The organism is Paenibacillus sp. LS1, assembly GCF_026013365.1.
Taxonomy (GTDB): Bacteria; Bacillota; Bacilli; order Paenibacillales; family Paenibacillaceae; genus Paenibacillus.
Genome location: NZ_JAPDOE010000001.1, coordinates 687,817 through 700,514, shown reverse-complemented (window position 1 = coordinate 700,514; position 12,698 = coordinate 687,817). Strand labels below are relative to the sequence as shown.

General features: G+C 49.7%; 10 protein-coding genes. All 10 read left to right on the top strand.

The features are described 5' to 3' along the window. Window positions 1-11 precede the first annotated feature (11 nt). The 10 genes from OM416_RS02810 to OM416_RS02765 all read left to right on the top strand — a co-directional run bounded on the left by OM416_RS02810 (window position 12) and on the right by OM416_RS02765 (window position 12,686). Window positions 12-1,502, top strand: coding sequence for a rhamnulokinase (locus OM416_RS02810; RefSeq protein ID WP_264926792.1), 1,491 nt, complete (start codon window positions 12-14; stop codon window positions 1,500-1,502). Window positions 1,503-1,571: 69 nt separating this feature from the next. Continuing rightward, window positions 1,572-2,234 (top strand): class II aldolase/adducin family protein, encoded by a 663-nt coding sequence (locus OM416_RS02805; protein WP_264926790.1) that lies wholly within the window; start codon window positions 1,572-1,574, stop codon window positions 2,232-2,234. A 292-nt stretch (window positions 2,235-2,526) separates the two neighbouring features. After that, window positions 2,527-3,255, top strand: coding sequence for an FCD domain-containing protein (locus tag OM416_RS02800; RefSeq protein ID WP_264926787.1), 729 nt, complete (start codon window positions 2,527-2,529; stop codon window positions 3,253-3,255). Between the two features lie 41 nt (window positions 3,256-3,296). Continuing rightward, window positions 3,297-5,345 (top strand): hydantoinase/oxoprolinase family protein, encoded by a 2,049-nt coding sequence (locus OM416_RS02795; protein ID WP_264926784.1) that lies wholly within the window; start codon window positions 3,297-3,299, stop codon window positions 5,343-5,345. Continuing rightward, window positions 5,342-7,315 carry a hydantoinase B/oxoprolinase family protein gene (locus OM416_RS02790; protein WP_264926781.1) on the top strand — a complete coding sequence of 658 codons (1,974 nt, stop codon included), beginning with the start codon at window positions 5,342-5,344 and terminating at the stop codon, window positions 7,313-7,315. Before OM416_RS02795 ends, OM416_RS02790 begins: the two co-directional genes overlap by 4 nt. A 69-nt stretch (window positions 7,316-7,384) precedes the next feature. Continuing rightward, complete coding sequence (locus tag OM416_RS02785) at window positions 7,385-8,521, top strand: ABC transporter substrate-binding protein (RefSeq protein WP_264926778.1); 1,137 nt, start codon at window positions 7,385-7,387, stop codon at window positions 8,519-8,521. Between the two features lie 72 nt (window positions 8,522-8,593). Then, on the top strand, window positions 8,594-9,724 hold the full coding sequence (locus OM416_RS02780; protein ID WP_264926775.1) for an ABC transporter ATP-binding protein: 1,131 nt from the start codon (window positions 8,594-8,596) through the stop codon (window positions 9,722-9,724). Then, a complete protein-coding gene (locus OM416_RS02775; RefSeq protein WP_264926772.1) occupies window positions 9,721-10,638 on the top strand; it encodes an ABC transporter permease in 918 nt (305 codons plus the stop codon). Before OM416_RS02780 ends, OM416_RS02775 begins: the two co-directional genes overlap by 4 nt. Further along, window positions 10,631-11,476, top strand: coding sequence for an ABC transporter permease (locus OM416_RS02770; RefSeq protein ID WP_264926770.1), 846 nt, complete (start codon window positions 10,631-10,633; stop codon window positions 11,474-11,476). Before OM416_RS02775 ends, OM416_RS02770 begins: the two co-directional genes overlap by 8 nt. After that, window positions 11,469-12,686, top strand: a complete 1,218-nt coding sequence (locus OM416_RS02765) for a M24 family metallopeptidase (RefSeq protein WP_264926768.1) — start codon at window positions 11,469-11,471, stop codon at window positions 12,684-12,686. Before OM416_RS02770 ends, OM416_RS02765 begins: the two co-directional genes overlap by 8 nt. Window positions 12,687-12,698: the final 12 nt, after the last annotated feature.

Sequence of the window (12,698 nt, the reverse complement as noted above, 5' to 3'; positions counted from 1 at the left end):
GGCTTGAAAGAATGGGCAATCAAGCAACACATGTGCTTGCTGCCGATTACGGCGCCGGTAGTGGACGCGTAGTCCGGGGTTCTTTTGATGGAAGCAGACTCTCGTTACAAGAAGTGCATCGATTCAACAACGAACCCGTGCAGCTGGGGGACGGTTTGTACTGGGATTTCTTGCGACTTTTTCATGAATTAAAACAAGGCATTGTGAAAGGGACGCAAGGCATCTCTCCATCGGTCCGTTCTATAGCAGTAGATACGTGGGGAGTGGACTATGGACTGGTGGATGGTGCGGGAAGGTTGTGCTCGAACCCGCGTCACTATCGGGAAGCACGCAATGCACAGTGGATGGAAGAAGTTCTGCACATTGTGAAAGAAGAGGAACTGTATGCCATGTCCGGTGTTCTGCCGCAGCAGATCAATACAGTATTTCAACTGCTGGGCAGTGTACGAGAGCAGGCCGAAGGTTTGCATCCGGATGTGCGCATGTTATTTATGCCGGATTTATTTCACTATTATCTATCTGGTCAGCAGGCTTGTGAGTATACGATTGCAAGTACCAGTGGGCTGTTGCATGCAGGCGAGGCGCGTTGGAATGAAGATCTAATCGGGCGTCTCGGTATACCGGAAACATTATTTCCAATGCTCGTTCAGCCCGGTACTGTGTTGGGGCAGTTAACGAATGACTTATGCGCCGAATTAAGGACTGGGCCGATGCAGGTCATTTCAGTGGGCTCACATGATACGGCATCTGCCTTGGCAGCGATTCCTGCGATGGATTCGGATTTTGCTTTTATCAGCTGTGGAACCTGGTCTCTTATGGGTGTGGAGCGTGATACCCCTGTAGTGGATGACCGAAGTCGTGCATTGGGATTCACCAATGAAGGGACCGTGAATGGCAAAGTACGTACCCTGAAAAATCGTTCTGGCCTGTGGCTGCTACAGGAATGCAAACGACAGTGGGAACGGGAGAATCAACTTTTTACACATAAAGAACTGGTCCAGCTGGCTACCTTGGCAACGCCGCATCAATGTTACGTATCGCCGGGAGATGGTGTGTATTTGGCGCCAGGGAATATGGCTGAACGAATACGGCAACAATGCAAGCTCAGCGGACAGACAGTGCCCGAAACGACTGGAGCGATTGTGCGGTGTATTCTGGAAAGTCTTGCACTGGAATTCAGGCAGACGCTGGATGAATTGCAGTTGATCACAGGTACAAGACCTGGTGTAATTCATATGGTTGGTGGCGGTGTGCACAATCGTCTACTATGCCAGTTCACGGCTAATGCAGCTGGTGTTCCGGTGGTGGCAGGCCCGGCAGAGGCGACTTCAGCCGGGAATTGCATGCTGCAATTCCTTGCACATGGAGAAGTAAGTAGCTTGGCTGAGGTTCGAGAGGTTATGTCTGTTTCCTTCTCCCCCGAAACCTATGAGCCAGAGGATGCAGAATTGTGGCAGGAAGCTTATGAAAGCTACCAAAGTCTGAATCAAAGCAAAAAGTAATGAACAGATTCAATGAAATGAGTATGGATGCAAAATGCTAAAAAGAAAAGTACGAGGAGTGGAGAAAACATGTCTGAACAACAAGTAAGGGAAGAGTTAACGAAATATGCCCGGAGAGCAGTTGCTCAAGGGTTGGTGGTAGGACCCGGTGGGAATCTGAGCGCTCGCTCTGGAGGAACGATGCTATTGTCTCCGAGTGGTTATGCACTTGAGGATCTGGAGCCTGACGAATGGATCGCCATTGATATCGAGACAGGAGAGACTCATGTCGGAGCAACACGCCCTTCTTCCGAAGTATTGATGCATCTGTACAGCTATCGTGTAAATCCTGATATCCAAGCCATTGTGCACACGCATCCCGCATATACGATCGCACTCAGTCTCGTTTTCAATGAATTGCCACACTTGTTCCCTGATCAGTCGGCTTTGGTGGGCGATATCGGGTTCGTTCCATATGTTCTGCCAACGACGAAACTCCTTGCCGATGCAGTCTCAGCAAGGGTAGAAGAACATTCAGCACTCATTCTCGTCAATCACGGATTGGTCACAACGGGTAAAAACCTCCGCGAAGCCTACTACCGCACCCAGGTCGTGGAAGAAAGCGCGAAGGTATATATGATCGCAAAGGCAGCCGGGGAGCCTAAAGTGCTTACTGCCGAAGAATATAAGGAAATCCAATCTCTTGAAAGTGAAGCCTACCGTGTGCAGTTGCTGCAACAACTCAAGTCCTAATATCTTTATATGTTCATACGTGAACGCATCGTGATTAAAAGATTGCTACGTTAAGGGCAGATTGCACCCTCCAGATCAATGCTGGAATAAAGGATGTGAAATGCTCTTTTTTTATTTAAATTTTGAATGAGAAAGGCACAGAATATAGCTAGAAAAAATAATTCGCACTAATTTGATGAGAATTATTGAAATTGTGATGTCTGCAAGTTATACTATCGTTAATCATCAATGAGTAACAACTACGAAAAAGTCGATTAAATAATAATTAAGTAACGAAGAGGGGGGATATGTAGTGGGTCCTGAGCTAAACGAAATGGAGTTGGAATACGAACTGCTGAAGCAGCTTCGAGACGCGAGCGCTCCCATCGGGGCCAGTACGTTGGTTCATACTTTGGGCAAAACGTATGGTCTGAGTCAGGCAACCATCGGAAGAAGGCTTATGGAGATGGATGTTGAAGGTTTTACGGTTCTGGAAGGTCGCAAGGGAAGAACTTTGACTGAACAGGGACTAGAGCGAATCAAGACGTTGGAGAGAGATTTACAGCAAAAAAGTGTGAATTCACAGTTAATTCAGATGCTGAACCATTCTGGGGAAAAGGCTCTGTTAGATGTTCTCGTAGCCAGAAGGGCTCTTGAACGGGAGATCTCTTCCCTCGCAGCACAGCGTGCCTCGAAAGAATACATAGTTCTGTTGCAAGCATCGATTGCGAACCAGCATGAATTGCTTTCCAAGAATATTATACCATACGAAGAGGACCGGGAGTTTCACAGATTGCTTGCTTATGCCGCGCAAAACCAAATTCTTCTGCATGCGGTTGAACTGGTGTGGGAGACAAGCCGCGATTTTCTGGAGACCGCGTATATTCGCCGGAGAGTAGGAAGTGAATTAGTTGTGGATCATCAGCAGATTCTGGATGCTATTATAGCGGGCTCTCCGGAGCAGGCTGAAGCGGCAATGGTGAATCATATCAACCAAATGATTGATGATGTCAAACGTTATTTCGCCATGCAAAACCAATAACATTACCTTGAATGAGACCCGGTGATAAAGGAGTTGAGCTTGTGGATACAAACTATCGTTTAGGCATAGATATCGGAGGTACTTTCACGGATGCGCTGGTGATGGACCATCAAGGCAAGGTGATTGCGGCGCTGAAGACGCCATCGATTGCGGCAGCTCCGGAACAGGCGATTTTTAACGCACTGGATCAGCTCAAGGCGAGTGGCGTGAACATTCGTGAGATTGATCTGTTTGTGCATGGAACCACGCTCGGCGTAAACACGTTAATCGAACGAAATGGTGCAGTTACAGGTCTGCTGGTGACCAAAGGATTCCGTGACATTCTTGAAATCCGCCGGTTGCGACTTGAGGATACAACTAATCTATATGGTCACAAGACCGAGGCGCTGGTACCGAGACATCGCGTCAAGGAAGTCGATGAACGGGTTATTGCGAGCGGGGGAATACTCCAGCCACTGAATCAGGAACAACTGCTGCAAGCGGTGGATGAGCTGGTGGAGGATGGTGTTACCGCTTTGGCGATCAGTTTCTTACATGCTTATGTGAATCCTGCTCATGAACAGCTTGCGGAAGATCTGATCAGGGAACGTTATCCGCAACTGTTCATCTGCCGAAGCAGCGCCATTTGGCCACAGCAGCGTGAGTTCGAACGAACACTCGCAACGGCTATGAATGCTTATGTAGGTGAACGAATGGGCTCTTACTTCCTGCGTCTGCAAGAAGGGATTCAGGCTTACGGCCTCAAAGCCAACTTGCTGTCGACCATGTCCAACGGTGGAATTATGACGGCTGCCAGAGCGGCTAATGAGCCGGTACGCACGCTCCTGTCCGGGCCCGCTTCCGGTGTAATCGCCGCAACCCATATCGCTGAACGAGCTGGTATTCATCAGGTCATCACATTCGATATGGGTGGGACAAGCGTTGATGTCGCCCTTATTGACAAAGAACCGGCTTATTCATCTGAGAACAAAGTTGGGGATTTTCCTGTCATCATTCCTGCTGTCGATGTAACAGCCATTGGGGCCGGTGGTGGTTCAATTGCCTGGCTTGATTCCGTAGGCGTACTCAAGGTTGGACCGCGAAGCGCTGGAGCCAATCCGGGTCCGGCATGTTATCAGCGTGGGGGAGAAGAACCGACAACCACCGATGCCTACCTACAGCTCGGTATCCTGCATGCTGACCGTTTCCTTGGCGGACAAATGCGTCTGTATCCCGAACTTGCAGAGCGTGCTCTTTCCAATCTGGGAGAGAAGCTTGGGCTGAATGCCGAACAGACTGCGCAAGCCATTCTCGATGTGGCAACCGCCAATATGTATGCCCAGTTTTCCCCTCTAATGGCCCGCAAGGGCGTTGATCCTCGCGATTTTACGTTGCTTGCATATGGTGGAGCTGGCCCGATGCATGCTTTTCTGATGGCACGTGAAGTAGGCATTGGCAGGGTGCTGATCCCGCCATCTCCTGGAACACTGTGTGCCATGGGTTGCACGGTTGCCAATCTTCGCAATGATTTCGTTCATACGTTACACAAAAGCATCCAGACTTTGGAGCCCGGTGAGTTAAGATCTCTTTTCACTGAACTGGAAAACCAGGGATGTAGCTGGGTCGATGAGGAAGCCCGTGGTGGTGTCCAACTGGATCATATTTATTGCCTATACAGTGCGGATATGCGCTATGAAGGACAGGCCTTTGATCTGGAGGTCACGCTGACATTGGAAGAAATTGAAGATCCAAAAAATGCAGGGATGAAATTCCATACGTCTTACCAAAACGTGTTTGGCATTAGTCAGCCAGAGGCAGAGGTTATGTTTGTAAGTCTTCGAGCGACCATTGTTGGTGTTTTGCCTACCCATAACACGGTAGATCCGGTACATCTACCATTCGACGAGAGTGAAACGGAAGAACGGATCATTACTTTTGACCATATACAGCAGATAGCCAAAGTACTGAAAAGGGGACAGATTCCATCGGTGGATGCTCCCATTCCCGGGCCCATTATTGTGGAGGAATATGATACAACGATCTTTATCCCACCTGGATATAAGGTATACCGGGATGTGCACGGGAACGTGATTGGGGAGGTGGAAGCATGATCGGCGACAAAGTCTTTCTTGAGATTTTCAACAACCGGATTCAGGCGGCCGTGGAAGAAATGGCGAATGTCGTTTTACGGACAGGCTTCACCGCTTTTGTCAAAGAAACGGGCGACTTTGGAACCTACCTCTTATCTCCTTCAGGGGAAACGTTCGGGTCGCCACTGGAGACGGGTTACAATCTGTCCTTGGGCATTCCTGCTGCTGCGACCATTAACAGCATAGAAGACTGGAAAGAAGGGGATCTCGTCATATGCAATGATCCTTATTCCACCAAAGGCATGGTCACACACCTTCCAGACATTCATCTCATCAAGCCTTATTTTCACGAAGGGCGAATCATCGCTTACGGCATGTGCTTTGTCCATTCATCCGATGTAGGCGGCAAGGTACCGGGGAGTGTATCTCCCAGCGCCTACGATATTCATATGGAAGGCATTCGAATTGCACCAGTCAAGCTGTATGAAGCCGGTGTTCTGAACGAGCAGATTCTGCGCATGTTTCTGGACAACAGCCGAATTCCGGAGCAAAATCTCGGTGATCTCAAAGCGCTTATGGCTGCATTAAATCGGGGAGAGCAGAGACTTGGGGAACTCATTGCCCGATATGGCGTGGAGAAAATCCAGCAGGGCATCGAACATTTGCTGGAATATGCCGAGCTGAAGGCCCGTGCCATCGTGCAGGATATTCCGGACGGTTCCTATGACTTCTGGGACTACCTTGAGAAAGGCCCAGGAGGATATCCCATCCGATTGCGCTGCAGAATGACGATTGCGGGCAGTGACATTCATCTGGACTTTAGTGGCACCGATCCTCAGGTTAGAGCTTCATTCAATATTCCTACTCACAACCAACAGGGGCATTACATGCTGGTGCCCGCACTCATTCGTTATTTCCGTACGCTCGATCCGACCATTCCATGGAATTCGGGTATGATTCGTATGGTGCAAAATTACGCGCCACCTGCTTCCGTACTCAACCCGGAGCCGATGGCAGCTGTTGGGGCACGTGCTGCGACCTTTATCCGGCTGATGGACGTCATCACGGGTGCTTTGGGGAAAGCTCAGGCCAGCAAGGTCCCTGCGGCAGGAGCTGGACAAGCCTGCATCGTCATGATGGCGATGACAGATGCATCCGATGGCAAGAAAAAGGTGGGCGTAATTCAGCCAATCTGCGGAGGTTCGGGAGCAAGGCCGATGAAAGACGGGATTGATGGCATGGATTTTGCCGTCGGTCATCTTCGGAATATCCCTGCGGAAACGGTGGAATCCGAGATGCCTGTGCTGATTGAGCATTATGGCCTTCGTGCCGATTCGGCGGGTGCGGGAACCTTCCGCGGTGGAAGCGGAATTGACCTGTGCGTCAGAATTCTAACACCCGATACCGTAATGACGGCCAGAAACATGGAGCGTATGGAGTTTCAGCCCTGGGGCAGGCTCGGTGGCGGTGTAGGTTCACATGGAGAAGCGATTCTCAATGCTGGACGTGCAAGTGAGGATCATCTGGGAAGAATTGATGAGTTGCTACTTCAGCCTGGAGAAACGGTTACGTTTCTGTCGCAAGGCGGGGGCGGATATGGCGATCCATTTGAGCGTGATTCACGTCTGGTTCTGGAAGATGTAAGAAGTGGGCTGGTATCCCCGGAGAAAGCCCTTGAGTTATACGGTGTTGTGATTGACGGCCTGGAGCTGAACGAGAGAGATACCGAACAACTGCGCGCCAAGCGACCACGGCAGCAGGAGGAATTCGCGTATGGCAAGGCACGGGAGCAATTTGAAACCATATGGAGCGATGAGATGCAGGTATCACTGAATCAGGCATTGCTGCGTGCTCCGCTTGCACTCAGAGACTACCTGAAGCGTCAGACCATGGGAGTTGTAGAGGAGAAGTATAAGGATTCCCTATCTGTAGATCCACGGGAGATATCCGACATTATGGAAGGGTTACGCCAGAAAATAGGGTTGCATTGATCAAGTGTATGGAGACTATTTAGTTTTTGTCTTATCGATAAAACCAACTACATGGATGGGGGAATTAGCATGTTCAAATCAAACAAAAAACGCTTTCTCAGCCTTGCTTCACTTACACTGGCCGGTACATTGGTGCTTTCTGCCTGCGGTGGAGCAGGCAGTACAAGTAACACTGCCGGAGAGAACGGATCTTCAGGAGCGAGCGGAGACAAAGTTAAGCTGACCATGTTTATCTGGGCTGGTTCCAATCAAGACGTCGTTCCGAAAGAAGTGGTTGCCGAGTATGTGAAAGAACATCCCAACGTTGAAGTCACTTTTGAGGAATCCTCCAATTCGGTAATGTACCCGAAGATGGTCGCTGGCAAGCAGGCTGATGCCAACAATCCCGTCGTCAACTTCGGTTACTTCAATGCAGATGCGACGGCTAAAGGCTTAAATGATGACATGTGGGAGCCACTGGATACAAGCATCGTGACCAATATTAAGGATATTCCAGAGTCCTTCCACGAGCCAGACAATAAAGGTGTGGTTTGGGGCGTTTCGAGCTTCGCCCTGGTGTATAACAAAGACCTTGTGAAAACGCCGCCTACCAGCTGGAACGATCTATGGGATAACGAGGAGTTCAAAGGAAAAACTGCGCTATGGGACTACATGTTCTATTCCTATATCTCCCCACTTATTGCTACCAAAGGTCAAGAGATTGGTGCATCCTATGAAAATCCCGAGCCAGCCTTCCAGTTCTGGGCAGATCGCAGTGATCAGATTGGCACATTGGTTTCATCCAATGATCAGCTGAAGGCACTGCTGGAATCAGGTGATGCTCTCATTGCCCCATTCAGTGCACAGGTGGCACAGACATGGATTGATGGCGGTTCTCCACTTGCCGTAGCGTATCCGAGTGAAGGTGCCATCTCTTTCCCGTACACACTTCAGGTCGTGAAAGGCTCTACACCTGAGCAGACACGTATTGCAAACGAAATTATTAACGAATTGTTGAGCGCAGAGGCGCTGTCACAATATGCAGAAGCAACGGGGACGCCAGTAACCAGTACGGTAGCTGCAGTTCCGGACAAGTACAAGGATGATCCTTCCTTCTCCGTGGAAACGCAAAGTAACGGCATTAATCCAGACTGGGATGTGCTTGCACAGAACAGCTCTTCCTGGAAAGAACTATGGGACCGACTGGTGAAAACAAAGCTTCAATAAAAGGATTGTTGACAGGCACACAATAATTCCGGGTTCTGCTCTGAACCCGGAATGGATGGGAGGGAATCAGAGATGAGCAGCGGACAAGAGACCATATCCATTGAAACAAGGGAAGTCACGAAGACTTATGGTGAGCGAGCCGCAGTTGATCAAGTAACACTCCAAGTGAAAAAGGGAGAATTCGTTTCCTTGCTTGGTCCGAGTGGCTGTGGCAAAACAACACTGCTGCGCATGCTTGGCGGACTTGAGCAACCGGATCAGGGCACCATTATGCTGGGAGGTCGGGATGTTACCGGCATTCCGGCCTATGGACGCAATAGCAATATGATTTTTCAGCAGCTTGCGCTGTTCCCTCATATGGATGTATTCAACAACATTGCCTACGGGCTAAAGGTGAAGAAGTTACCGAAAGCCGATATCAAACGGCAGGTAGGTGAAATGCTTGATCTGGTCCAGCTCGGAGACTATGGCAGGCGTGCTGTATCCGAGCTGTCCGGTGGTCAGGCCCAACGTGTCGCCATTGCTCGCGCACTGATCAACAGACCCGAAGTGCTTCTGCTTGACGAACCTCTCTCGGCATTGGACATGCAGCTACGTCTCGATATGCAGCGTGAACTGAAACGCATACAGCGTGAGTTCGGCGGAACGTTTATCTTTGTTACGCATGACCAGAGCGAAGCCATGAACATGTCTGATCGAATCGGCGTCATGCGCGCCGGAAAGCTGCTGCAATACGCGACCCCTGATGAAATCTATGAAAGACCGGCCGATAGCTTCGTGGCCAAGTTTATTGGAGATACCAATCTCTTTGAGACGGAAGTGTTGGGGCATGATGTGAATGGAATTCGGGTGGATTGCTTCGGCAAGCCATTGCTGGTGAAAGTCAGTGATGGCAATGCCGTACCGAAAGCGGGAGCACGACATTCCTTATCGATCCGCAATGAGTATATTCGACTCGGAGAAGATGCAACTCATTGCGTGAACAAGCTGGATGGACACGTGATTGAAGCGGTATACGGCGGAGCAAATATTCGATACAGTGTGCAGATTGCTGAAGGTTTTCTGGTTCAGGCCAGTGTACTGCATCAGCGGGGAGCCTCACGTTATAGTCTAGGTGAGCCAATACAAATTGGCTTTGAACCGGAGGACGCGCTCTTGTTATCCGAACCCATGCATGACCGTGTACAGAGGGCAGGAATATGAACCGGATCACGGAACGGATCGTGAATCTGTATTCCTTTGGAAACCGCACATGGGTAACCCGGTTGCTGCTTCTGTTGCCTGCTCTTGTACTGATGGGCATCGTGTATCTGGGCGGGTTACTGATCTTTGGCAGATATAGCTTTGATATTTATGAGAATGGAAAGCTTATTCGGGGCTGGGATTGGGGGGCCTATCGTGCGTTTCTGTCTGATCCTTACTATTGGAAGTTGATTGGCACGACGTTTCGCATTGCCTTCAAGGTTACGCTATGGAGTCTCCTGCTTGCCTATCCACTGGCGTATTGCATAGCGGGTCTAAAGAAGCCTGGCATGAAGCAATTGTTGTTACTGCTCACGTTTCTTCCGCTACTGGTCAGCGCGGTTGTGCGTTCTTACGGATGGCAGCTGTTGCTGTCCAAACAGGGCTTCATGAACTGGTTGTTCATCCGGCTGGGACTTACCGATGAAGGATTCAGCATGATTTACAACGAGACTGGTGTCGTTGTCGCGCTTGTCCATATTTTCCTGCCATTTATGGTCTTTCCGATCTTGAATGTGTTGTCCCAAAGTGATGCTTCCCTTAAGGCCGCCGCTCAAGATTTGGGAGCGGGCAGCTGGCGAACGTTCCTGACCATTACCCTGCCTTTATCGGCAAGAGGCATTGCAAGCGGGGTACAGATTGTGTTCACGCTATGTCTCACCGCCTTCACCACTCCTCAACTGATCGGCGGGGGAAGAGTCATGACACTTCCGGTATTTATATATCAGCGTACCTTGGACACCAACTGGCCAATGGCTGCGGTTGCCAGCCTGTTCTTACTTGTGTCTTCAATTGTTGTCTCGTTGCTTGTGAATAAAGGGGCGGAAATGTTGATGTTCCGTCGTTCCCGTAAGGGAGGTCAGGCGTATGGTTAAGTCGAACAGGGGCATCAAACTGCTGCTCTATATCTTTGTGGGCGCCGTAGCGATTTATTTGCTGTTGCCACTGCTGATGATTATGTTGACATCTGTAGGCTCGGGTTCAGCCAGCAAATTCCCACCAGAAGGTCTAACCTTGAAATGGTATGCCAATCTGAGTGAACAGACCCAGTTTCTCGATGCATTCAAGAACAGCCTCATTGCTTCGACAGGGGCGGTTCTGTTGGCTTTGATTACGGGTACACTTGCTGCGCTAGCGATCGTGCAGTATCCCTTCCCGGGTTCTGGAATGTTAAGGGCATTTTTTGTATCTCCAATGGTTATGCCGAAAATTACGCTGGGTATCGCATATTTGATCTTATTCTCGAAAATGCATATTGCAGGCGGATTGTTTGCGCTTATTTTGGGTGAAGCAGTCATTGTACTTCCATTCGTGCTCACTCTTGTGGGCAGTGCATTAGCCAATTTGCACCCGGCTCACCGGGAAGCTGCCGCGGACCTTGGCGCAGGGCCGATGCGTATCTTTTTCACAATTACGCTGCCACAGCTCCGACTATCCCTGCTTTTGTCAGGGTCAATTGCTTTTGTCTTCACTTTCGATCAGGTTGAGGCTGCACTGCTGCTGCTTCGTCAGGACAGCTACACGTTGCCAATACAGCTATTCCTGTATATGGAGAAATGGCAGGACCCAACAATTGCTGTTGTGTCTGTCGTTCTGATCGCGTTTGCGCTGGCTCTATTTATGACGATTAAACTAGTTTTGCGCTCTGTACCAGGACTTGAGAGTTTGTTTGGTCGCAGGAAAACAAAAGGAGGTCTGGATCAAAATGAATAATTCACAGCATCTATCCCATAGCTCAGGTCTGAATCGGGATCGGGCGGAAGAAGTGATGAAAGCTCAGGGGCTAAGTGCCCTGATTGCAACTACTCCAGAGAACATTCACTATGTCATCGGGTCCCAGCTGCGTGCAAGCAACTGGACGATGCAGATTTATGCTGTTTTACCTGCCGACAGATCTTCAAAGCCTTGTATCGTCATTCCGACGAATCGGTTAGGCGTTGTAGCCCAGTTCGGTATTACGGGGGTAGATATATTCGCCTACAGTGATTTCTTCGTGGAAGGTTCAATTGAAGGCAAACCTTCCACGGACGACATTGATCTCTTTTATTCTCTTCTGCAAACGACGGTTATTCATCCAGGTCCTGTTGAAGCACTCAAGGCAGCATTCAAACAGCTTGAGATCGAAGATCAGCCGATTGGAATCGATGAGATGCGGATCGCTCCCGATATTCTGACGAGAATCAAGGAAGAGGTTCCTGACAGACCGGTAATTCCCGCATATAAGTTGTTCCGAGAAATCCGTCTGGTCAAGACTCCTTTTGAAATCGAGCAACTGCGTCAGGCTGCCCAATTAAATGAACGGATTGAGCAGGAACTAATTGACCTGATTGCCGCAGGTGTTCATGAGAAGCAACTTGCCGATCATTATCGTCTGGCTGTGATGAGAGCAGGTGGAACTCCGGCAATGACAGCGGTAGGGGCAGGGCCACGCAGCGCATTACCACTCATCGAAAATTATTTTCATACGATTGAGACCGGAGATCAGGTCCGTTTCGATCTCTGCCTCCAGCTGGAAGGATACTGGGGAGATACAGGTCGCACGGTTGTTGCAGGTGAGCCTACCGCCTGGATGAAAAAGCATTTTGATGCGGTTAAAAGTGGATGGGAGACGGCACTCGAAACAGTGCGCCCTGGCGTCAAGGCGTCGGAAGTATTCCATGCGGCGGTGTCTCGCGTACAACGTGAGGGAATTCCGCATTACCGACGTCAGCATGTCGGACATGCCATCGGCTTGGAGTTGTACGACGATATGACCCTCTCCCCGGGTGACCAGCGCATACTGGAGCCCGGTATGGTGCTATGTGTGGAGGTACCTTATTACGAGCTCGGTGCTGGTGGCTTCCAAATCGAGGATACAGTTGTCGTAACTCCAGATGGTTATGAGTTTCTAACTCATATGGAACGGAAACTGTTTACCAAATAACGATAAATGAAA

What these genes read in the sequence shown, in the direction of transcription:
- OM416_RS02785 (WP_264926778.1), top strand. Translation starts at nt 7,385, where the DNA reads ATGTTCAAATCAAACAAAAAACGCTTTCTCAGCCTTGCTTCACTTACA.
- OM416_RS02775 (WP_264926772.1), top strand. Translation starts at nt 9,721, where the DNA reads ATGAACCGGATCACGGAACGGATCGTGAATCTGTATTCCTTTGGAAAC.
- OM416_RS02765 (WP_264926768.1), top strand. Translation starts at nt 11,469, where the DNA reads ATGAATAATTCACAGCATCTATCCCATAGCTCAGGTCTGAATCGGGAT.
- OM416_RS02790 (WP_264926781.1), top strand. Translation starts at nt 5,342, where the DNA reads ATGATCGGCGACAAAGTCTTTCTTGAGATTTTCAACAACCGGATTCAG.
- OM416_RS02780 (WP_264926775.1), top strand. Translation starts at nt 8,594, where the DNA reads ATGAGCAGCGGACAAGAGACCATATCCATTGAAACAAGGGAAGTCACG.
- OM416_RS02770 (WP_264926770.1), top strand. Translation starts at nt 10,631, where the DNA reads ATGGTTAAGTCGAACAGGGGCATCAAACTGCTGCTCTATATCTTTGTG.
- OM416_RS02810 (WP_264926792.1), top strand. Translation starts at nt 12, where the DNA reads ATGGGCAATCAAGCAACACATGTGCTTGCTGCCGATTACGGCGCCGGT.
- OM416_RS02805 (WP_264926790.1), top strand. Translation starts at nt 1,572, where the DNA reads ATGTCTGAACAACAAGTAAGGGAAGAGTTAACGAAATATGCCCGGAGA.